Annotated in this window: 22 protein-coding genes; 6 read left to right on the top strand and 16 right to left on the bottom strand. The window is 64.7% G+C overall.

The genetic code is table 11. The annotated features are described in order from the left end of the window. Positions 1–9 precede the first annotated feature (9 nt). Positions 10–1,056 carry an aldo/keto reductase gene (locus ACW4DH_RS10035; RefSeq protein ID WP_459636254.1) on the bottom strand — a complete coding sequence of 349 codons (1,047 nt, stop codon included), beginning with the start codon at positions 1,054–1,056 and terminating at the stop codon, positions 10–12. Positions 1,057–1,082: 26 nt separating this feature from the next. Next, positions 1,083–1,817: an SDR family oxidoreductase gene (locus ACW4DH_RS10030; protein ID WP_459636253.1), complete on the bottom strand. Its 735-nt coding sequence runs from the start codon at positions 1,815–1,817 to the stop codon at positions 1,083–1,085. 179 nt (positions 1,818–1,996) lie between these two features. Here ACW4DH_RS10030 and ACW4DH_RS10025 point away from each other — a divergent pair, with 179 nt between their 5' ends. The 3 genes from ACW4DH_RS10025 to ACW4DH_RS10015 all read left to right on the top strand — a co-directional run bounded on the left by ACW4DH_RS10025 (position 1,997) and on the right by ACW4DH_RS10015 (position 4,715). Next, positions 1,997–2,863 (top strand): NAD(P)-dependent oxidoreductase, encoded by an 867-nt coding sequence (locus tag ACW4DH_RS10025; RefSeq protein ID WP_459636252.1) that lies wholly within the window; start codon positions 1,997–1,999, stop codon positions 2,861–2,863. A 47-nt stretch (positions 2,864–2,910) separates the two neighbouring features. Then, positions 2,911–3,774, top strand: a complete 864-nt coding sequence (locus ACW4DH_RS10020; protein WP_459636251.1) for a pirin family protein — start codon at positions 2,911–2,913, stop codon at positions 3,772–3,774. Positions 3,775–3,968: 194 nt separating this feature from the next. Continuing rightward, positions 3,969–4,715 (top strand): carbonic anhydrase, encoded by a 747-nt coding sequence (locus ACW4DH_RS10015; protein WP_459636250.1) that lies wholly within the window; start codon positions 3,969–3,971, stop codon positions 4,713–4,715. 180 nt (positions 4,716–4,895) lie between these two features. On the opposite strand, the gene ACW4DH_RS10010 is transcribed toward ACW4DH_RS10015, so the two are convergent. From ACW4DH_RS10010 to ACW4DH_RS09980, 7 genes are all read right to left on the bottom strand, one after another. Continuing rightward, on the bottom strand, positions 4,896–5,750 hold the full coding sequence (locus ACW4DH_RS10010; RefSeq protein ID WP_459636249.1) for a transporter substrate-binding domain-containing protein: 855 nt from the start codon (positions 5,748–5,750) through the stop codon (positions 4,896–4,898). A gap of 58 nt (positions 5,751–5,808) precedes the next feature. Further along, complete coding sequence (locus ACW4DH_RS10005) at positions 5,809–7,311, bottom strand: tripartite tricarboxylate transporter permease (protein WP_459636248.1); 1,503 nt, start codon at positions 7,309–7,311, stop codon at positions 5,809–5,811. A gap of 50 nt (positions 7,312–7,361) precedes the next feature. After that, entirely contained in the window at positions 7,362–7,907 is a 546-nt protein-coding gene (locus tag ACW4DH_RS10000; RefSeq protein WP_459636247.1) for a tripartite tricarboxylate transporter TctB family protein, read from the bottom strand. Further along, positions 7,904–8,905 carry a Bug family tripartite tricarboxylate transporter substrate binding protein gene (locus tag ACW4DH_RS09995; RefSeq protein ID WP_459636246.1) on the bottom strand — a complete coding sequence of 334 codons (1,002 nt, stop codon included), beginning with the start codon at positions 8,903–8,905 and terminating at the stop codon, positions 7,904–7,906. Before ACW4DH_RS09995 ends, ACW4DH_RS10000 begins: the two co-directional genes overlap by 4 nt. A 120-nt stretch (positions 8,906–9,025) precedes the next feature. Beyond that, positions 9,026–9,556 (bottom strand): chromate transporter, encoded by a 531-nt coding sequence (locus ACW4DH_RS09990; RefSeq protein ID WP_459636245.1) that lies wholly within the window; start codon positions 9,554–9,556, stop codon positions 9,026–9,028. After that, positions 9,553–10,128: a chromate transporter gene (locus ACW4DH_RS09985; RefSeq protein WP_459636244.1), complete on the bottom strand. Its 576-nt coding sequence runs from the start codon at positions 10,126–10,128 to the stop codon at positions 9,553–9,555. The genes ACW4DH_RS09990 and ACW4DH_RS09985 overlap by 4 nt, the downstream gene beginning before the upstream one ends. Positions 10,129–10,130: 2 nt before the next feature. Next, complete coding sequence (locus tag ACW4DH_RS09980; protein WP_459636243.1) at positions 10,131–11,765, bottom strand: gamma-glutamyltransferase family protein; 1,635 nt, start codon at positions 11,763–11,765, stop codon at positions 10,131–10,133. A 188-nt stretch (positions 11,766–11,953) separates the two neighbouring features. Between ACW4DH_RS09980 and ACW4DH_RS09975 the strand changes: the two genes are divergently transcribed. After that, positions 11,954–12,640 (top strand): GntR family transcriptional regulator, encoded by a 687-nt coding sequence (locus ACW4DH_RS09975; protein WP_459636242.1) that lies wholly within the window; start codon positions 11,954–11,956, stop codon positions 12,638–12,640. 453 nt (positions 12,641–13,093) lie between these two features. On the opposite strand, the gene ACW4DH_RS09970 is transcribed toward ACW4DH_RS09975, so the two are convergent. Then, positions 13,094–13,297, bottom strand: a complete 204-nt coding sequence (locus tag ACW4DH_RS09970; RefSeq protein WP_459636241.1) for a hypothetical protein — start codon at positions 13,295–13,297, stop codon at positions 13,094–13,096. Positions 13,298–13,478: 181 nt separating this feature from the next. After that, positions 13,479–14,498 carry an SDR family oxidoreductase gene (locus ACW4DH_RS09965; RefSeq protein WP_459636240.1) on the bottom strand — a complete coding sequence of 340 codons (1,020 nt, stop codon included), beginning with the start codon at positions 14,496–14,498 and terminating at the stop codon, positions 13,479–13,481. A gap of 321 nt (positions 14,499–14,819) precedes the next feature. On the opposite strand from ACW4DH_RS09965, the gene ACW4DH_RS09960 reads away from it, so the two are divergent. Then, positions 14,820–15,557, top strand: coding sequence for a TSUP family transporter (locus ACW4DH_RS09960; protein WP_459636239.1), 738 nt, complete (start codon positions 14,820–14,822; stop codon positions 15,555–15,557). Positions 15,558–15,560: 3 nt separating this feature from the next. Here the strand turns inward: ACW4DH_RS09960 and ACW4DH_RS09955 are convergent, their stop codons facing one another. After that, the gene (locus ACW4DH_RS09955; protein WP_459636238.1) at positions 15,561–16,487 is read right to left on the bottom strand and encodes an AraC family transcriptional regulator; all 927 of its coding nucleotides are present in this window, start codon (positions 16,485–16,487) and stop codon (positions 15,561–15,563) included. A gap of 218 nt (positions 16,488–16,705) precedes the next feature. Here ACW4DH_RS09955 and ACW4DH_RS09950 point away from each other — a divergent pair, with 218 nt between their 5' ends. Further along, positions 16,706–17,764: an NAD(P)-dependent alcohol dehydrogenase gene (locus ACW4DH_RS09950; protein WP_459636237.1), complete on the top strand. Its 1,059-nt coding sequence runs from the start codon at positions 16,706–16,708 to the stop codon at positions 17,762–17,764. A 97-nt stretch (positions 17,765–17,861) separates the two neighbouring features. On the opposite strand, the gene cdd is transcribed toward ACW4DH_RS09950, so the two are convergent. From cdd to deoA, 4 genes are read right to left on the bottom strand one after another with little or no spacing between them, the layout of a single operon-like run. After that, positions 17,862–18,293 carry a cytidine deaminase gene (gene cdd / locus ACW4DH_RS09945; protein WP_459636236.1) on the bottom strand — a complete coding sequence of 144 codons (432 nt, stop codon included), beginning with the start codon at positions 18,291–18,293 and terminating at the stop codon, positions 17,862–17,864. After that, complete coding sequence (gene deoD, locus ACW4DH_RS09940; protein WP_459636235.1) at positions 18,290–19,021, bottom strand: purine-nucleoside phosphorylase; 732 nt, start codon at positions 19,019–19,021, stop codon at positions 18,290–18,292. The genes cdd and deoD overlap by 4 nt, the downstream gene beginning before the upstream one ends. A 36-nt stretch (positions 19,022–19,057) precedes the next feature. Beyond that, positions 19,058–20,269 carry a phosphopentomutase gene (locus tag ACW4DH_RS09935; RefSeq protein WP_459636234.1) on the bottom strand — a complete coding sequence of 404 codons (1,212 nt, stop codon included), beginning with the start codon at positions 20,267–20,269 and terminating at the stop codon, positions 19,058–19,060. Then, positions 20,266–21,594, bottom strand: coding sequence for a thymidine phosphorylase (gene deoA / locus ACW4DH_RS09930; protein WP_459636233.1), 1,329 nt, complete (start codon positions 21,592–21,594; stop codon positions 20,266–20,268). The genes ACW4DH_RS09935 and deoA overlap by 4 nt, the downstream gene beginning before the upstream one ends.

Genomic DNA, 21,594 nt, shown 5'->3' with positions numbered 1-21,594 from the left:
GCTGCCGCGCTAGCGCTTCTGGGCCTCGGCCAGCTGCCGGCGACGGTACTCACCCTGGCGCTCAAGCATCCAGCCGGGGTATTCGGACGGCAGGGCGCTGACCTTATCGAGAGCGGCGAGTTCGTCTTCGCTCAGTGTCACCTCGGTAGCGCCGATATTGTCGTCGAGCTGCTCGATGCGCTTGGCGCCGACGATTACGCTGGTGACGGTTTTCTGGTGCAGCAGCCAGGCCAGCGCAATCTGGGCGACGGAGACGCCGCGATCCGTGGCGATTTGGCGCATCACGTCGATGCAGTCGTAGGCACGTTCGGTGTCCACTGGCGGAAAATCGAAGGTGGTACGCCGACTGCCGGCTTCGGCCTGGGTGTCGCGATCATACTTGCCGCTCAGCAATCCGCCGGCGAGCGGGCTCCACACCATCAGACCGAGATTCTCGCTGTCGAGCATGGGGATGAGTTCGCGTTCGAGGTCGCGTCCGGCAAGGGTGTAGTACGCCTGCAGCGATTCGAAACGCGCCAGCCCGTGACGCTCGGCGATGCCCTGCGCCTTCATGATCTGCCAGGCCGCCCAGTTCGACACGCCGACATAGCGGACATGGCCGTGTTCCACGAGGGTGCTGAGCGCCCGCACGGTCTCCTCGATCGGTGTCGCCGCGTCGAAGCCGTGGACCTGATAGAGGTCGATATGATCGAGCTGCAGGCGCTTCAGGCTGGCCTTGACGCCCTCCATGATGTGAAAGCGCGAGAGTCCCCGCGCGTTGACCCCCGGGCCGGTTTCGCCGAAAACCTTGGTGGCGACGACCACTTCCTCGCGCGCGATGTTCAGGTTCTTCAGGGCCTGTCCGGTAATGACCTCCGAGCGGCCCTGGGAATAGACATCGGCGGTATCGATGAAGTTGATGCCGGCCTCGAAGGCGCGACCGATCAGCTTGTCGGCATCGGCCTGTTGCAGATCGCCGATCTGGCTCCACATTTCTCCCTCGCCGCCGAACGTCATGGTGCCGAGGCAGAGCTCGGAGACGAACAGACCGGTATTGCCGAATTTCTTGTAGCGCATGACTTGGGCTCCTTGTGCCGATTCGATCAGGGGGAAACCTGACGGGTCGGCATGATCAGCACTTCCTGCAGATTGACGTGGCCCGGCTGGGCGAAGGCGTAGGTCAGGGCGTTGGCGATGTCCTCGGCCTGCAGGGCTTCCACCTTGTCGCGGCGCTCCTGCATCTTCTCCGCCGGCACGTTGTGGCCCCAGTTGGTGTAGACCGCGCCGGGTTCGATCAGCGAGACGCGGATACCCTCTCCGCCGAGCTCCTTGCGCAGGGCGTCGTGAAAACCCACCACCGCGAACTTGGTGGCGTTATACACAGACCACCCGGCGATACCGTAGCGGCCGCCGACGCTGGAGACACTCGAGATCATCGCCCCTTCGCGTCCGCGCATCAGCGGGATGGCCTGATGCGTGCAGTTGAGCACGCCGTAGAGGTTGGCATCGATGGTCGCGCGCCACTCCTCGCGGGTGCTGTCCTCGAACAGGTTGTTGTAGCCGACCCCGGCATTGTTGAACAGCAGGTCGACACCGCCGAACTCGGACTGGATCTCGCTAAACAGCCTGGCGACCGCATCTTCATCCGCCACGTCCGCCGCCTTGACCGTGGCACGTTCACCAATCTCCTCGGCCAGATCGCGCAGCTTGTCCTCGCTGCGCGCGACCAGCACGACGCGCACGCCCTCCTTGGCCAGGGCGCTGGCCGTGGCCTGGCCGATTCCGCTTGAGGCACCGGTGATGACGGCGACGCTATCCTCGATATTGCGCAGTTCCATGCAACGACTCCTTGGGTAGGGAGGTTATCCTCGAAAAGAGTTTTGACTATCTTGAACGTTCACGCCCGATCTTATTAGAGAAGGCTGAAGCCTAGTCGCAATCGTTCGATGCGGCCAAGCGGTCGGTCGTCAGCTTGTGAGGGTGGATTTTTTGTCAGCAGTCATACAAGGAGAGAGACATGAACGTGGCCTTTATCGGGCTTGGCATCATGGGCAGCCGGATGGCGCGCAACCTGATGCAGCATCCCGAGGTGAATCTGACCGTCTACAATCGTTCGCCGCAGCCGAGACAGGCATTGGCCGAGGCGGGAGCGACAGCGGCGGATTCCGCCGCGCAGGCGGTGCGCGACGCCGAGATCGTATTCACCATGCTGGCCTCGCCCGAGGTGGTCGAGACGGTGGCGTTCGGCGAGGAGGGGTTCGTGGCGTCAATGCGTGAGGGGGCGTTGTGGGTCGACTGTTCCACGGTCAATCCCTCCTTCAGCGTGGCGATGGCCAAGCGTGCCGACGCGCATGGACTGCGCTTTGTCGATGCGGCGGTGGCGGGCAGCAAGCCACCCGCCGAGGCCGGCGAACTGTCGTTTCTGGTCGGGGGCGAGACGGCCGACTTCGAGCGCATCGAGCCGCTCTTGCAGTGCATGGGCAAGAAGGTGATGCATGTCGGCAAGATCGGGCAGGGCACCGCCTTCAAGATGCTGGTCAATGCACTGCTGGCACAATCGATGCTGGCCTACTCCGAGGCGGCGGTACTCGGCGAGAAGCTCGGCTTCTCCAGGGACTTCCTGATGGATACGCTGTCCAAGCTGCCGGTGGCTGCGCCATTTCTCGCCGGCAAGGCCGAACTGATCCGCAGCAATGATTACGAGGCGCAGTTCCCCCTGGAATTGATGCACAAGGATCTGCATCTGCTCGAACTCACCGCCTACGAGCAGAATCAACCGCTGTACCTCGCCAATCTGGCCAAGGAGCTTTACGCCAGCGCCAAGGCGGCTGGGCACGGGCGGGACGACTTCGCCGCCATCCACGCCTTTCTCGACGGACGCTGAGCGGTATCGCCCCAGCCCGATCCACGCTTCTGCCCCGGAGACCCCACATGCCTTACCGCTCCATTCTGCGCCAGCACCCCGCCTACCGCGACGACATCGGCGATCTGATCACCCGCCGCCCCTTGCCGGGCCCTGCGATCGAGCTGCTCGATCCGTTTCTGTTCCTCAATCATCACGGACCGCAGGTTTACCCGCCCGGCAATCAAGGGCTGCCCTTCGGGCCGCACCCTCACCGAGGCTTCGAGACGGTCACCTTCATTCTCGAGGGGGAGCTGGCGCACCGGGACAGCGGAGGGCACGAGAGCGTGATCGGCGCCGGCGGCGTGCAGTGGATGACCGCCGGTTCGGGACTTGTCCACGCCGAGCTCTCGCCCGAGTCGTTCAAGCGGCGCGGCGGCCCGCTGGAGATTCTCCAGCTATGGGTCAATCTGCCGGCACGGTTGAAGATGACGCCCCCCGCCTACGTCGGCGTGCAGGCTGAGCAGATCCCGGCGATTGCGGCGGACGGCGGCCGGGCCACGATCCATCTGGTATCCGGTGAATTCGATGGACATGCCGGCCCCATCGCCTCACTGACCGGCGTCACGATGCTGACTGTCGCCCTGGATAGCGGGGGGCGGGTCACGCTGCCGGCCCCGGCCGGTCGCAGCGTGTTCCTGTACATGGTGCGCGGGGAGGCGAGTCTCGATGACACGCTTCTGGAGTCCCATCATCTCATCGAGCTGAACGATGACGGCGACGAGGTCCGTATCGTAGCGCGCGCCGAGACGGTGCTGCTGTTCGGCCATGCCGAGCCTTTCGAGGAGCCGGTGGTGTCGCACGGCCCCTTCGTGATGAACACGCGTGAGGAGATCCGCCAGGCCATGCAGGATTATCAGAGCGGCCGCTTCGGGGCGGTGCCCGGGGGCTGATCTCCGGTCTGCTTGAAGGTGTCGGTTCCGGCTGCGAAAGGGCCGTCACGTGACGCATTCGGCAGCGGGCGTGGAAGGCAAACTATTACCTAAGTGATTGTCAGAGCTATCTTATCCGGTATCGTTGAAGCGGCGATCCTGACGGAGGTCAGGCGCATTGAACCGCAAATCCACGTAACTGGAATGGATTCTCCATGGCAAAGAAGTTCCTTGGTTGTTCCCTGCTGGTGGCAGGGCTGAGTGGTGCGCTGCCGGCATTTGGCGCAGGCAGCACCTCCTGGTCCTACGCCGGCGAGCATGGGCCCTCGCATTGGGGGGCGCTGGACCCGGCGTTTGCAACGTGCGAGGCCGGCAGTAACCAGTCGCCGATTAATCTCGAAGGGATGCTGGATGGCGATCTGCCCGCACTGCATGTGCACTATGGGGCAAAGAGTAGGAAAATTGTGAATAACGGCCATGCGCTGCAGATCGACTACCCGCAGGGCAATGCGATATCGCTCGAGGGGCGTCGTTATTCGCTGAAGCAGGCTCATTTCCATACGCCTAGCGAGCATGCGGTCAATGGCAGACGTTATCCGATGGAAGGGCATCTGGTACATGCCGACGATGACGGCAATCTCGCCGTGATTGCCGTCATGTTCGAGCGCGGCCAGGAGCATGCGGCACTGGCCGATGCCTGGGATCAAGTGCCGCAACAGCAGGGCGAGGCCCTGTCCCTGCTCGAGGGGATAGACGCTACGGCGCTGCTGCCGGATGACCGCGGTTATTATCGCGCCAATGGCTCGTTGACCACGCCGCCATGTACCGAAGGCGTGCGGTGGCTGGTCATGAAGCAGCCCGTGCAGGCCTCCAGGGCGCAGATGGATAGCTTGGCCGAGGCCGTGGGCCATCCCAACAATCGGCCATTGCAGCCGTTGAATGCGCGAGTCATCGCACGCTAATCCGTACTCAAGCCCCTGTCATGGCATCCTCTTTCGGCATGCAGGGGCTGCGCGAAGGGCTGCCAGTCCCGTCTGCAGGTCAGCCAATACAGTAGGCGACGACACGCTGCCCAACGGGACAGTAATGACAGCCGGTGCCTCTTGAACATGACTCATGACGTGTCCCGCTGATGCGGGGCATTACAGCCGCGAGGCAGGGCGCAGGTCGTAGTCGAAGTACTGTTCCATCAGCTCGACGAAGGTGCCGTCGGCATAGACGCTATCCAGCGCTCGGTTGAGCGACTCGGCGAGCGCTTCGTCGCGCGGGCGCACGGCGATGGCGTTGCCACGCCCGAAGATCGATTCGGGACTGTTGATGCGCGGTCCGACCTGGACGAACCTGGCATCGCTTTCGTCGATGTCCAGGGTGTCCAGTGCCACCGGATAGTTGATGAAGGCCAGGTCGATACGCCCCGACTCTAGATCCAGTACCGCGTCGGCGGCGGTACCGTAACGGCGGATGTCCAAGATGTCGCTATAGCGTTCGGTGACATAATTGTCCTGGGTGGTGCCACGCTGAACGCCGACCGATAGCCCTTCCAACGATGCTGCTTGGGCCAGGTCGATACTGTGGTCGGCGCGCGCCACCCACACCTTGGGCGACATGGCATAGGGCTCGGTGAAGCGCACCTGCTGCTCGCGGGCAGGGGTGATGCGCATCGACGACAGGATAGCGTCGTACTTGCGCGCCAGCAGCCCGGGAATGATGCCGTCCCAACCCTGCACGACCCATTCGCAGTCCAGCTCGGCGCGCCGGCAGAGCTCGTTGCCCAGGTCGATCTCGAAGCCCGCCAGTTCGCCGTCGGCGTTGCGGTATTCGAACGGCGGGTAGGGCACGTCGACGGCAATGCGCACATGACGCTCGTCTGCGGTCCGTTCGTCAGCGAGTGCGACGGAAGCGCCGGCCAATGCGGCGCCGAAGAGCGGGCCGGCGATGGCCAGCTTGAGCGATGCGGTCACTGTCGGATGAAGGTCCAGCAAGCGTGAAGGCGACATGAGCGATTTCCTTGTTGTCATCGAAGCTATTGTCGAGGCGGCCCCCGCAGGGGCCGGGTCAGGCGGGTTTCGCGGCGTGGCGCTGGCGCAGCCGGTGGCGAATCGCGAAGGCCACCGACACCACGGCGAGGATCAGCAGCGTCAGCGAGATCGGCCGGGTGAAGAACAATGTCCAGTTCTCGTCGGTCATCAGCGCGCGGCGCAGGTTGGTCTCGGCGATCGGCCCGAGGATCACCCCCAGCACCAGCGGCGCCAGCGGGTAGTCGAGCTTGCTGAGGATGTAGCCGAAGATGCCCACCCCGAGCAGCAGGTAGATGTCGGTGACGCGGTTGTTGAGGGCGAACGCGCCGATCACGCAGCACACCAGCACCACCGGCACGATCACCGAGCGCGGCACGTCGGTGACGCGCAGGAAGAAACGCATGCTGAACAGGCACACCACCAGCACCATGAACGCGGCGAGCAGCATGGCCATGAACATGCCGTAGACCAGATCGCCGTGATCGAGGATCAGTCGCGGGCCGATGCCGATGCCATGAACCATCAGCGACGCCATCAGCACCGCATCGACGGCGCTACCCGGGATACCCAGCGCGATCATCGGGATCAGCCCGCCGCCGGAGGTCGCCGAGTTGCCGGACTCCGAGGCGATCACCCCTTCGGGCGCGCCGGTGCCGAACTTCTCGGGGGTTCTGGAGGCGCGCTTGGCCTGGTCGTAGGCCAGCAGGTTGGCGATGCTGCCGCCGGCGCCGGGCACCGCGCCGATGAACACTCCGACCAGCGACGAGCGGATCAGGTTGACCGGATGGGCCAGTGTTTCGCGCAGCGCGTCGAGCGGCTTGAAGGCCACGTCGGCGGTGATCAGCTGCTTGCCGTGCTGGGTCTGTTCAGCGTCCTCGACTTCCTGGAGCAACTGGCTGACGGCGAAGATGCCGATCAGTACCACCAGGAACGGGAAGCCGTTGGCGAGCAGATCGACGTCGAAGGTGAAGCGTGCCACGCCCATCATCGGATCGGCGCCCACGGTAGCGATGAACAGTCCCAGCAGGCCGGTCATCAATCCCTTGAGCATCGACTTGCCGACCAGGCTGGCGACCACCGTCATGGCGAAGATGATCAGCGAGAAATACTCCCAGGCACCCAGCTTGACGGCGATCATCGCCAGCGGCGGCGCGGCGATGATCAGGATGATCGCGCTGACCAGGGCGCCAAAGAACGATGCCCAGATGCCCAGTGCCAGGGCACGACCGGGCTGGCCGCTGCGCGCCATCGGGAAGGCATCGAAGGTGGTGGCCACCGACGACGGCGTGCCGGGAATGCCCAGCAGGGCGGCGCTGATCAGCCCGCCCGAATAGCCGCCGACGTAGACCGCGAGCATGGTCGCCACGCCCTGCAACGGATCCATGGTGAAGGTCAGCGGCAGGGTCAGTACGATGGCCATGGTGATGGTGAAGCCGGGGATCGCCGAGGCGATGACGCCGGCGACCACACCGAGCAGCATGGTGATCATCGTCGATAGCGTGAACAGCTGGTCCATGCCGGCGAACAGCGCTTCCGTCATGTTGCTTCTCCTCTCGAGGGCGGTCGCGAAGCCGTGTGATCAGCCGGAAATCAGCTGAACGGGCCGCGGGGAAGGCTGATGATGAAGACGTCCCGGAACAGCCAGTCGATGCCGAACGAGAATGTCACGGCGATGACCGCGGCGATCGCCAGGCTACGTGGGCGGCGTACGCCGAGCGCGAGCTGGACCAGAATCAGGAACGCCAGCGAGGCCAGGCGAAAGCCCAACGCCGGCACGCCGACGATGTACAGGGCGAACAGCGCGAGCACGCCGAACGCCAGCCGGTGGCGCCACAGCCAGTGCTTGACCAGCCCCGGCGCGGCGGCCGGTGCGCCGCGATAGCGTCGCCATTCCTGAACCATGATGCCCAGGTTGATCACCATCAGAGCGGCCAGCACCAGGCGTGGAAAGCTGCCCGAACCCAGCGGTTCCCACATCGACGAGGGCAACGCCCCGGCACGCACGAACAGCGCGGCGAACAGCACAACCAGCGCGCCGTTCAGCACCAGGTGGGCGAGGGCGTTGGCGCGGCGGGTATCGGTGTCGGCGACCCGGTCCGACGACCGGGTCTGCTGCGAGGGAACCGGTGAGCTCATTTGGCCAGCTTCCCAGACAGCCGCTCGATGGTCTCGTCGGTGGTCTCGAGGTAGTCGGCGAATGCCTCGGGCCCTTCAAAATGCACCTGGGCGCCGGCGTTGTGCACCGCCTGGACGAAATCCGTATCCTGACTCATGGCCTCGAGAGACTCGGCAAGCGTCGCGATACGCGCTTCAGGGGTGCCTTTGGGCGCCACGATGCCCCGCACGATATTGAGCTTGAGCTCGGGGTGGTCGAGTTCAGAGAAGGTTGGCACGTCGGGGGTCTCCGACTGGCGCTCTTCGCTGCCGACGGCCAGGAATCGCAGGTCGCCGTTCTTGACGAACTCGCCGCTCGAGGAGACATCGCCGATGGCGGCATCGATGTGGCCACCCACCAGGGCGCGAATGCGCGATCCGGTGCCTTCGAACCCCACGTAGCGGAACTCAAGCCCCTCGGCCTCCTCCATCATCGCGGCGTGGATGTGGGGAACCCCGCCCAGGGTGACGCCGAAACGGATCTCGCCGGGATGCGCCTTGGCATAGTCGACGAATTCCGCATAGGTGGTGTAAGGGCTGTCGGCGTTGACGGTCAGGTACTGGGGCGATTGGGTGAGCGCCGCCACCGGTTCGAAATCGTCCCAGTTCTGGGGAGTGAGGCCGGTGTGGTGAGCGACCAGCAGGCCTTCATGGACCTGGCCCACCGTGTAGCCGTCGTGCTCGCGCTTGGAAAGCTCCTTGAGGCCGATGGTGCCGCTGACCCCGGGCATGTTGATCACCGGCATCGGCTGGCCCAGGTACTCCTCGGCATGGTTGGAGATCAGGCGCATCAGGGTGTCGCTGCCGCCACCCGGCGACCAGGGCACGATGAATTCCACCGGCTTGCTGGGGTAGTCTTCGGATTGGGCCAGCGTCGCGGCGCTGGCGCCGAGCGCGGTGCCCAGCACCAGGCCGCCGATGGCCAGCTTGAGCCGCATGGAACGGGGCTTGCCTGGGTATTGCGGAGTAAAGAATGACATGGCTGTTTTGTCCTTGTAGGTCATCTTATTGGTTCATTGCGTCGTTGCTGGCCCGCGAGGGCCTTGCGCGGTTCGTACGGCGCACCGCTGTACCGCGAACGGGCAGGTTCCGGCCGTTCGCTAGCCGAGTAGCAGGGCGCCGTAGCCGAGTCCGAAACACACCACAAACGCCGGATGGATCCGGGTCGCCAGGAGTAGAACGCCGGCCACGCCACCGATGATCGCGGTGTGCAGGGCACCGGCGGTTTCCAGCCCTTCGTCGAGAAAGCGCCAGGTCAGGTAGGCCATCAGCGTCATCACCACCGGGCGTACCCACTGGCTCATCGACTTGACCTTGATCGACTCGCGATAGCGATACAGCGTGCCCAGCGCGATCAGCATCAGCAGCAGCGACGGTGCGACGGTGGCAAAGGTGGCGATCAGCGAGCCCGGCACACCGGCGACATCGTAGCCAATATAGCCGGCCATCTTGGTGGCGATCGGGCTGGGCAGGGCGTTGCCCAGCGCCAGGGTCTCGGCGAAGGCCTGCGAATCCATCCAGCCGTAGCGACCGACCACCTCGTTCTCGATCAGCGGAATGATCGCCGGGCCGCCGCCGTAGCCGACGATATTGGGGATGAAGAACGCCAGGAACAGCTGCCAGTAGATCATTTGCTCACCTCGCTCGCTTCGCTGGTCGTGCGGCGCGGTTCGGGGCGCAGCAGCGCAGCGAGCAGGATCGCCCCGATCACCAGCCCCGGATGCACATCGAGCCAGTAGATCAGCCCACCGGCGGCGGCGCCCATCGCCAGCGTCAGCAGCCAACCGAGGCTGGCCCGCGACTTGTCGAAGAAGTCCCAGGTCAGCTTGGCCATCATCACCATCACTACCGGCACCACACCTTGGCCCATGCCCTGTACCCAGCGCTGGTCGCCGTGACGGGCGTACAGGCCGAGCAGTGCGATCATCGCCACGATTACCGGCACGATCACCGCAATTACCGCATTGAGCGCGCCAGGAATACCGCCGACGCGGTAGCCGATATAGCCGGCCATCTTGGTGGCGATCGGCCCGGGCAGGGTATTGCCGATCGCCAGCACGTCGGCGAACGCCTCGTCGTCCATCCAGGCATGACGCTTGACCACCTCCTGATGGACCAGCGGAATCATCGACGGGCCGCCACCGAAACCGAGCAGGCCGATGCGCAGGAAGGCTAGAAACAGCTGGGTCTGGGTACGCAGCATGGTCATAGCACCGCGATGCTGGCGTCGGTGCGCGGCTCGGTGCCGCCACAGTAGATGCCGGTTTGGGGGTCGCGGATGATCATCTGCCCGCGGCCGAAGCCGCGCGGATCGTGATCGATCTGCATGTCGTGGCCGCGCTCGGCCATCGCCCGCACCAACGGCGCCGGGTAGCCGTGCTCGATGCCGATGCGCTTGCCGCCCATCCACTGCCAGCGCGGTGCGTCGAGCGCAGCCTGAGGGTTGAGGCCGAAGTCGACCAGGTTCATCACCACCTGGACGTGGCCTTGGGGTTGCATGAAGCCGCCCATCACACCGAACGGCCCGAGCGGGGTGCCATCGTCGCGGCTCAGAAAGCCGGGGATGATGGTGTGGAAGGTCTTCTTGCCCGGCGCGAGCACATTGTCGTGACTCGGGTCGAGACTGAAACCGTGACCACGGTTCTGCATCGCGATGCCGGTGCCGGGAACCACCACGCCGGAGCCGAAACCGTGATAGTTGCTCTGGATGAACGACACCATGTTGCCGTCGCCATCGGCGGTCGCCAGGTAGACGGTACCGCCGGCCCGCGGGGTGCCCGGCACCGGCTCGAGCGCGGATTCGCCGATCAGCGCGCGACGTTCGCGAGTGTAGGCGTCACCGAGCAGCGCCTCGACGCTGTGGATCATGTGCTCGGGCTGGGTGATGTGGGTCTGACCGTCGATGAACGCCAGCTTCATCGCCTCCAGTTGACGATGCAGCACCTCGGGGTTGTCGCGGTTGTCGATCTCGAAGCCTTCGAGGATGCGCAGCGCCATCAGCGCGACCAGCCCCTGGCCGTTGGGTGGAATTTCCCAGACTTTGTAGCCGCGGTAGTCGGCAGCGATCGGCGCGACCCACTCCGGCTGGTAGCCGGCGAGGTCGGCGGCGCGCAGGTAACCCCCGGTCTTGCGCGAGAAGGCGTCGATGCGCTCGGCCAGCTCGCCACGGTAGAAGCTCTCGCTACGGCTTGCGGCGATCGCTTCCAGGGTCTGTGCCTGGTCCTCGCAGCGATGCCATTCGCCGGCGCGCGGGGCGCGCCCGGTCGGCGTGAAAGTTTCGAACCAGCCGGCGGTGGCGGCATCGCCGAGGTGTTCGCGAAAGGTCGCCTCGGCGCGCTGCCACAGGCTGGCGATCACCGGCGAGACCGGAAAGCCTTCGCGGGCCAGGCGGATCGCCGGGGCCAGCAGCGTCTGGAAGTCGAGCTTGCCGAAGCGCTGCGACAGCTCGGCCCAGGCCGCGGGGATACCGGGTACGGTAACCGGTGTCCAGCCATATAGCGGCATGTCGTCATGACCGGCGTCGCCAACCGCCTGTGGGGTCAGCGCAGCGGGGGCGGTACCGCTGGCATTGAGGCCATGAAGCTCCCCGCTACCGGTATGTTCATCCGCGATCCACACCAGCGCGAAGGCGTCGCCGCCGATCCCGCAGCCGGTCGGTTCGACCACGGTGAGTGCCGCGGCGGTGGCGATCGCGGCATCCACCGCATTGCCACCCTGGGCGAGGATGTCGCGACCGATCTGGCTGGCCTGGGGCTGGGAAGCGGCAACCATGCCGTGGCGGGCGTAGGTGGGGCTGCGCTGGGAGGCAAAAGGGGTGGCCGGGGCAAAGGGCGTCAACATGCCGTCTCCAATCGATTGTTGTGTTATAAATCGTTTTGAAAGAAAAAATCGATTTTCTTGGAATGACTATGGCGCGCGACTTGTCTAACGTCAACATGGGATTCCCGTGACGTAGCAACGTCGCCGCGGGAAAAACTTCTGAAGAACGCTCACGGGAGCGCCTTGCACACTGCATCGGGAACCACGCCATGACCGCATCGCCATCCGCCAATAGCGCCATGGCCTCCAGCCGGATATTCGAGACGCTCAAGCAGGACTTGATCCGCGGACGCTTCGCGGCCGGCGAAAAGCTCGCCATCAGCGCTCTGAAGGCTCACTACCGGGTCGGGCTCAGCCCATTGCGCGAGGCGCTCAACCGGCTGGCGGCCTACGGCCTGCTCGAGCAGGTCAATCAGCGTGGGTTCCGAGTGCCGCCGATGCGTCTGGAGGAGCTCGACGATATCGCCGGGCTGCGCACCCAGCTCGAATGCATGGCGCTGACCCAAGCCTTTCAGGAAGGCGATCCGGAGTGGGAATCGCAGCTGCTGGCGGCGCACCATCGACTGCGCCGCGCCGACGAACACCCCGAGCGGGTGGAGGAGTGGGAGCAGGCGCACCTGCGCTTTCACCGCGCGTTACTCGCCTCGTGCGGCTCGCACTGGCTGCTGCGTTTCATCGAGCAACTGCACGACCAGTTCGACCGCTACCGTCGCCTGGCGCCGCCCAACCCGGCGGTGCGCAAGGTGCTTGACCATCAGCACGGCGAGCTGGTCGAGCTGGCGCTGAGCCGTGACATAGCTGCCGCGCGAGCGCTGTTGGACGACCATATCCGGCTCTCACATGGGGTCGCTCGTGGCGGTTTCCCGCCCTCGTCGCCTGCTTCCTATGACGACTGAACAGGGGAGGGCCGACTGGCAAGTGGCCCGAAGCCTTAAGACTTCATAGTCATTGAGGGGAGTATCTGAGACGCGACTGTCCAGTTTGCTTATTCCAATATTCTATTGTCGCCATGTTTGGGCCTGGATTCACGCTTCTGTAGTGCGGGGGCTCTCGGGGCTGGTTGGGAGTTCCGCTTAACATAGTGCTCTGGGGAACGAGGCGTGGTAGCACGCGGGTTTGATCGGGGAGTTGATCGACTGGCTTCGGTTGCCGGAACCGAGGCTCGCTGAGCCCTATCCGGCGGCGACGCAATAAGGCTCGTTCATGATGCGATTTCGGTGACATGGGCGGGGGCGATACGTCATGACGGCAGTCTGGAGCGCGGGGGGGCTTGCGGCGCAAAGCGTGTCGGCAGATGTCAAGAAGCCGGCACATGGCCGGCTTGGGTTGGCGAGAGCCTAGCGAACGATTCAGGCGAAGGTATTGAGACGCGTGCCGACTGACCCCTCGGTGGCGAGCGGTGCCGTTGGCGCCGCCGACGCCATCAACTGCGATATATGATCCGCCTGGGTATCCATCGATGTCTTCATCAACTTCGCTTGGGTGTCCGTGGCGGCCTGTACCTGCTGCATGGCGAGCACTGCGCTGACTGCGCTGTTAACACTTGAGTCCATGAATATCTCCCTGTTAGAGGTATGAAAACCTCATACCTCTTTATCGGTATCGGCAGGCGAGAAGAAACATTGAAAAGGCCTTGGAGTTCTCTAAAGGGCAAGGGGTTTAATCTTTTACGGGATCAATACCGGGCGCTGAAGTAACGCCGGGCCTGCATGAGCCCGGCGGATGTGCGGCCAGTCAATCGTGCGAACTGCGCCGGACGAGGGCGACGATGCCGAGTGCCGCGCCGGCAAACAGGGCCGTTTTCAGTGCCGGATGCAGCGCTGCGCTGGTGTACGGACTCGACGTGTGAACACGGTTGGGATACTCCGCACGTTCGCGCATGTCGGTTGCCGGCTCGTGCAGGGAAAAGCGATAGCGATGCTCGGGCCGGTCGAGCTTCTGTTGGCCGATCATCTGGGACTCCATGAGCTTGTCCGCCAGGCGCGGGGCACAATTCCCCAGCAGGGTGATCAGCTTGCCGCCGCCACCGACATAAACGTCGCGCTTGGGTGACTCGGCACAATGCAGAATGCTGCGAGCGACTATGCTGGGGTCGTAAAGCGGCGGCGGCAGGGTGGGCTCCTCCGTCATGATGTTCTTGGCGTGCTCCGCGAAAGGCGTGGCGATGCTGCCCGGCTTGATAAGCGAAACCGCGACCGGTGCACCCATGTCCTCGAGTTCCATGCGCAGCGCATCGGTGAATCCCTTGACGGCATGTTTCGAGGCGGAGTACATGCCTTGCATGGGAATGGCACGGTCCGAGGCAACCGATCCGAGATTGATGATGACTCCGCCATGCTCGCCATGCTGCTCGCTGAAGTAGCGCGCGGCTTCCAATGAGCCGTACACGACGCCCCAGAAGTTGGTTTCGAACAGCCGCTGATGATCCTCGGGGGCCACGTCGAGCATGGGGCCGAAGATGGAGACCCCAGCATTGTTGATCCAGGTATCGAAACCGCCGAAGTATTCGATCGCGGTGCTGGCGATGTCGCTCACCTGAAGCTGCTTGCCGACATCCGCGACCACATAGACCGCCTCGCCACCGGTCTGGTGGATCTCGTCGACGAGCTGGCGCAGCGAGTTCTCGTCGCGCGCCGCCAGTACCAATCGCGCACCGCTCTGGGCCGCCATGCGCGCCGTGGTGAGTCCGATGCCTGTGGTCGCGCCGGTGATCACGAGGGTTTGGTCTTCGAGCTTCTTGAAGCGCACTGCCATGTCACTCTCCTTGTTGCTATCGTTCCCGGCTCCATCGCCATCGCTTCGGCTCGCCATGAGCGGAAGAGGCTTCCTTGTTACGCTGCCGGGGATATCCGCTTAAGGATAGAAGCCATGCGCGGATTGCCAAAGCTTCTCTGTCTATTCGCCCTTGGCAACGCTCTCTTGTGGATGCCGTTCACTACGCTGATAGCAGGGTGTCGGCCCGATAGCCGCTCCGGATAACGTCGCCTGTAGGGTGAGATGAGATCGCTTCGCGAACGCGTCACGGCATATACGCCATAAGTGATAAAATGCCGGTTTTTGCCGGAAGCCAGCCCCGTGTCGATCCCCTCTGCCATTGCCTTTTTCGTTATCGTTTTCATGACATCGGCCCTGTCGGGGGTGTTCGGCATGGCGGGCGGGCTGATCCTGCTGTGGTTTTTGCTGCTGGCGCTGCCGGCGAGCGTGGCGATCGTCGTCCACGGGGTCATCCAGTTGTGCGCGAACGCCTCGCGGGCGTGGTTCTCACGCCACTACATCGACGTGCGCATCGTTGCGATCATCGCCTCGGGCGGAGCGCTGTCGGCGATCGCCTTGGCATTGGCCGGCTATCATCCCAATACGGCGATCGTCTCGCTATTGATCGGTGTGATGCCGATCCTGGTGTGGATTCCCAAGGCCTGGTTCCATTTCGATGCGGCGCGGCCGAGTCACGCCTTCTGCTGCGGCATCGTCGCCGGCGGGCTGACCATCGCCGCGGGCGTCTCGGGGCCGACCATCGATCTGTTCTTCATCCGCACCGCCATGGACCGGCGCCAGATCGTGGCCACCAAGGCGGCGGTGCAGGTCATCTCGCACGCCATCAAGATCCTCTTCTACGCCGGCTCGGCGCTCGCCCTGAGCGAGGGGCAATGGGGCGTGGTGGCATTGGCGGTGCCGTTCGCGATTCTCGGCACACGTGCCGGCAACGCCGTCCTGCGCCGGCTGACCGATGCCAATTTCCGCTACTGGACGCGCTGGATCGTCACCGTGATCGGCAGCTTCTACTTTCTGCAGGGGGTATGGGCACTGGTCTGACGCTCAACCGGCTGTCGGGCGGTGGCGCTCGCTGACCGGCGGCACGCCGAAGTAGCGTTTGTAGTCGCGGCTGAATTGCGAGGCGCTCTGATAACCCACCGTATTGGCGGCGCGCGCCACGCTGTAGTGGTGCTGCCCGAGCAGCACGCGCGCCTTGAGCAGCCGCAGGCGCTTTAAGTACTGCATCGGCGCCAGCCGCGTGGTGTGCTTGAAATGATGATGGAAGTGCGAGGCGCTCATGTTGACTTGCCGGGCCAGTGCATCGACCGTCAACGGCTGGGTGTAATGCTGGTGGAGAAAGGCCAGCGCATCGGCGATCTGGGCGTACTTGCCGGATTCGCGGATCAGCCGCCGCAAAGAGTCGCCCTGGGGGCCGCGCAGTGCCCCGAAGATCACTTCGCGGATGCGTCCGCCGCCCAGCGTATCGGCGAGCAGCGGGTCGTGCAGGCATTCCAGCAGGCGCAGCACGTTGTCGCCCATCGAGGCGTTCATCGGCACCGCGGCCATCGGCGAGGGGCTTTCGCCTTCGCCATGCGTGGCGGGCAGCGAGCGGGCCAGCTCGCCGAGCATCACCCGGTCGAGACGTACCATGACCCCCAGCAACGGCTGTTCGGGGCTGGCCAGGGTCTCGCACTCGAAAGGCAGCGGCAGGGCTTGAATCAGGTAGTTGCCGGCACCGTAATGAATTACCCGGTCCTCGAGATAGCCTACCTTGCCGCCCTGGGCGACGACGATCAGGCAAGGATCGTAGATCAGCGGTGTGCGTGACTGGCCGTGGCAACTGGTGAAAAGCTCCACGCCGGGCATACGTGTCGTCATGAACCCTTCGCCGTCGACCAGCGGGGCGATCAGTGCGGCCATGCGGCGGCCGAGGTCGGCGGCCGGGGCGGCCTCGTGCAGCAGCGTGGCGGGATGGGCGGCGGGGGACATGCTCTCCTCGCGTTCGGTGGCGGTTGGGTCATCATAACATTAGGCATGCAAGAAGCCTTAAGTATGCTTGATCGACTGTAATTAAAAAGTATCGGGCATGTATCAAGCAGGATCAAGCATGGCTTGTTCGGCGGGCAGTGGCCACACTGGAGGCGTTCGCTCATTTGCCATCGGCCGTGCTCAGCGGTCGATCCTGTCTGCTGAAAAAGGAGTCTTTCATGTCGCAGGCCAAGGGTTACGCCGCGCATTCCGCTGAATCCCCGTTGACGCCGTACGCCTTCGATCGCCGTGAGCCGCGCCCCGACGACGTCGCCATTGATATCCTCTACTGCGGGGTCTGCCACAGCGATCTGCACTTCGCCCGTGACGACTGGGGGATGGCCTCCTACCCGGTAGTGCCGGGTCACGAGATCGTCGGGCGAGTGACCCGCGTGGGCAGCGAGGTCAGCAACTTCAAGGAGGGCGATCTGGTCGGCGTGGGTTGCATGGTCGATTCCTGCCGCCACTGCCAGGCCTGCAACGACGGCCTCGAGCAGTACTGCGCCGAAGGGTTCGTCATGACCTATGGCAGCCCGGACCGTCACGACGGCAGCCTCACCCAGGGCGGCTATTCCGACAAGGTGACGGTCAGCGAGCGCTTCGTGCTGCGCATGCCCGAGGGCATCGATCTCAAATCGGCCGCGCCGCTGCTGTGCGCCGGCATCACCACTTATTCACCGCTCAAGCACTATGGCGTCAAGCCGGGCGACAAGGTCGGGGTGATCGGCATGGGCGGGCTTGGCCACATGGGCGTCAAGCTGGCCAAAGCCTTGGGCGCCGAGGTGACGCTGTTCACCCGCTCGGAGAGCAAGGTCGAGGAAGCCAAGAGCAACGGTGCCGATCACGTGGTGGTCTCCACCGACGACGAGCAGATGGCGGCCATCGCCGAAACCTTCGACTTCATGCTCGATACCGTGCCGGTGCCGCATGACATCAACCCCTACCTGGCGGCGCTGAAGTACGACGGTACGCATATTCTGGTTGGCCAGTTGCAACCGCTCGAGCCCGCCGTCGAGGGGGTCAACCTGATCTTCCGGCGCCGCGTACTGGCCGGCTCGCTGATCGGCGGCATCCCCGAGACCCAGGAGGTGCTGGATTTCTGCGCCGAGCGCGGCATTAGCTGTGATGTCGAGATGATCGACATTCAGGACATCAACACTGCCTGGGAGCGGATGCAGAAGGGTGACGTGCGCTATCGTTTCGTCATCGACATGGCGTCTCTGAAGGACACGGCCTGATACTGGTCCCGCCGGCCGACCCGCCCGAAGGCGGGTCGGCTGTCTTGCTTGTCTTCCCTGAATCCTTCCTTGCGCTCGAGCGTCACTTGCTCGAGCGTCACTTTCGTTGCATCGACGACGGCTTGCCGAGGTTCTCGGGGCCGAAGGAGTCGGGCAACAGGGCATCCATGGTGTAGTGCTTGAGCATGTTTCCCTGCCCGTCGAGCACCATGATCTCGGTGTACGGCGTGGCGAATTCGCGGATGCGCTGGCGACAGTCGCCACAGGGCGAGCACAACGCCTCGCCGGGGCCGATCACATAGAGCGTGTGGATCTCGCGCTCGCCGGCGGAGACCAGCGCGGCGATGGCGCTGGCTTCGGCGCACAGGCCTTTGTAGTTGGCGCTTTCCACGTTGCAGCCCCAATAGTGCGTACCACTTTCGCTGATCAACAGCGCGCCGACCGGATGGTCCGAATAAGGCACGTAGGCGTTGTCGCGCACCTCGATCAGTGCCTGGCGCAGCGTATCGGATAGCGGTGCTGCTCTCATGACGTTGGCTCCTGCTGGTCATCGCGCAGCACGGCGTCGAGCGTGATGGCCATCATGTCGTGGAAGCTGGTCTGGCGCTTCTCGGCGCTCAGCGCCTCGCCGCGCAGAATATGGTCGGATACCGTGCACACGGTCAGTGCCCGGGCACCGTATTCGGCGGCCACGCCGTAGAGCCCGGCGGCTTCCATCTCGACGCCGACGATGCCGTAGCGCTTCATCAGTTCGAGCAGTGCCGTCTGCGGCGAGTAGAACAGATCTGCCGAGAACAGGTTGCCGACCTTGACCGATACCCCGCGTGCCGCGGAGGCGTCGACAACATGGCGCGTCAACTCGAAATCGGCGATGGCGGCGAAGTCGTGGTCCAGAAAACGCGTGCGGTTGACCTTGGAGTCGGTACAGGCACCGATCCCGACGACGATATCGTGGATCCGCACGTCGTCGCACACTGCACCGCAGGAGCCGACGCGGATTAGGGTCTTCACGTCATAATCGGTGATCAGCTCCTTAGCGTAGATCGACACCGAGGGAATGCCCATGCCGTGGCCCATCACCGAGATGCGCCGGCCTTGATAGTAGCCGGTGAACCCCAGCATGTTGCGTACGCGGTTGACCGTCGTGACCTCGTCGAGAAAGGTCTCGGCGATGAACTGTGCCCGCAGCGGGTCGCCGGGCATGAGTACGGTGTCGGCAAAATCGCCGGGCCGGGCTTCTATATGGGCGGTAGCCATGGATGACTCCTGTTGTTGTGGTCTTGGACTTGGACATTAGCGGCTGGCAAGAAAGGAGCGGCCGTAGGCCATGTCGCTGACACCGAAGTAGCCGGCCAGCGACTGGCCGATATCGGCGAAGGTCTCGAGCCGACCCAGCGAGCCGGCGCAGACGCCGTTGCCCAGCGCCAGCACCGGGACTTGCTCGCGGGTGTGGTCGCTGCCCTGCCAGGTCGGGTCGCAGCCGTGATCGGCGGTCAGCAGCAGCAGGTCGTCGGGGCGCAGCCGCTCGAGCAGTTCGGGCAGGCGGCGATCGAAAGCCTCCAGGGCGGCGGCGTAGCCGAGAGGGTCGCGGCGATGACCAAAGAGCGTATCGAAATCGACGAAGTTGGTCATAATCAGCGTGTCGCCGTCGTCGGGGCGCTCGATCTCGGCCAGCGTGGCGTCGAACAGCGCCTCGAAGCCGCTGACCTTGACCTGGCGGCTGATGCCGCAGTGGGCGTAGATGTCGCCGATCTTGCCGATCGCCACCACTTGGCCGCCGCGCTCGTCGCACAGCTTCTGCAACAGCGTGGGCGACGGCGGTTCGACGGCGTAGTCGCGGCGGTTGCCGGTACGCAGGAACTCCCGGCGGCTCTCACCGGTGAAAGGGCGCGCGATGACTCGGCCGATGTTGTAGGGCATCAATAGTTCGCGGGCGATCTCGCACAGTCGGTAGAGCCGATCGAGGCCGAAGTGGGTCTCGTGGCAGGCGATCTGGAACACCGAGTCGGCGGAGGTGTAGACGATCGGCTTGCCGCTGGCGAGATGCGCCTCGCCCAGCGACTCGATGATCGCCGTGCCCGAGGCGTGACAGTTGCCCAGCACGCCGGGCAGTCCGGCGCGCTTCACCAGTTCCTCGAGCAGCTCGGGCGGGAAGCTGTCCGTCTTGTCGTCGAAGTAGCCCCAGTCGAAGAGCACCGGCACGCCGGCGATTTCCCAGTGGCCGGACGGCGTGTCCTTGCCCGAGGAGATCTCTCCGGCGGCGGCGTAGGCGCCGACGACTTCCTCGGGTGGCGTCATGCCCGCGGCCCAGTCTCCGCCACTCAGCTGGTGGGCGTGCAGTAGGCCTAGGCGTGCCAGGTTGGGCAGCGCCAGGGGCTGGCCTCTTGCGGCGCGCTGCTCGGCAATATGCCCGAGGGTGTCGGCGCCGGCATCGCCGAACGCGGCGGCATCCGGAGCGCCACCGATGCCGAAGGAATCGAGAACCAGAACGATGGCGCGAGTCATGAGCGTGTCTCCTCGTGAATGACGGCGTGAATCAGCGTGGGCGGGGCGATGGCGTCTCCAAGCTGGAAGGCCTGGCGGATCCGTTGACGGGCCTGCTCGGCATCACGCGCGGTGCGGGCGTGGATCAACGCCAGCGGCTCGCCGGCTTCGACGTGCTGACCGAGTTCGGCGATCTCGCTGAGGCCCACGCTGTGGTCGATGGCGTCGCCGGCGTTGCGCCGCCCACCGCCCAGCGCGACCACCGCCATGCCCAGCTCGCGAGTCTCGATGGCGGCAACAGTCCCTGCATGCGGCGCAGGCACGGCCACCACCGTTTCAGCGGCAGGTAGGTGCGATTCGGGGTGCTCGAGCAGGTCGGCGGGCCCGCCGAGCCCGGCCACCATGCGCGCGAAACGCTCCGCGGCATCGCCACTGTCCAAGGCCCGGGCGAGGCGTGTGGCCGCCGCCTCCGACGTCGTGGCCAGGCCCGACTGCAGCAGCATTTCCACGGCGAGCGCCTGGGTGACCTGGTAGAGGCGGCTGGTACGGTCGTTACCGGTGAGCAGCGTCAGGGCCTGCTGGATCTCCAGCGCGTTGCCGGCGCTTCTCGCCAGCGGTTGGTTCATGTCGGTGAGCAGCGCGCTGGTGCGCGTGCCGGCACCGCTGGCAATGGTCACGATCGCCTCGGCGAGCTCGCGGGAGGCTTCCAGCGTGGGCATGAAGGCGCCGCTGCCGACCTTGACGTCCATGACCAGTGCCTCTAGTCCGCAGGCGAGCTTCTTGCCGAGGATCGAGGCGACGATCAGGGGGAGCGACTCGACGGTGGCGGTGACGTCGCGCACCGCATAGAGGCGCTTGTCGGCGGGGGCGAGACTCGCCGTCTGGCCGATGATCGCCACGCCGACCTCGCGCACCAGTCGCCGGAAGGTGGCGTCGTCAGGCGTGACGTCATAGCCGGGAATCGCCTCGAGCTTGTCCAGCGTACCACCGGTGTGGCCCAGGCCGCGTCCCGAGACCATCGGCACGTGAGCGCCGCAGGCGGCGACCCACGGGCCGAGCACCAGCGATACCAGGTCGCCCACGCCACCGGTGGAGTGCTTGTCGGCCACCGGGCCTTCGAGGCCGGCATCCTCCCAGCGCATGACGTGACCGGAGTCGCGAATCGCCGTGGTCAGTGCGATGCGCTCCTCGAGATTCATGTCCTGCAGGTAGACGGCCATGGCGAAGGCGCCGATCTGTGCATCGCCGATGTCGCCCGAGACGATACCCTGCATGAAGGTGCGGATCGCCGCAGAGGGCAGCGTCTGGCCGTCGCGCTTCAGGCGAATGATCTCCTGGGCCAGCAT

This window comes from Halomonas sp. WWR20 (assembly GCF_054602495.1).
This window is presented reverse-complemented; position numbering and strand designations above follow the sequence as displayed.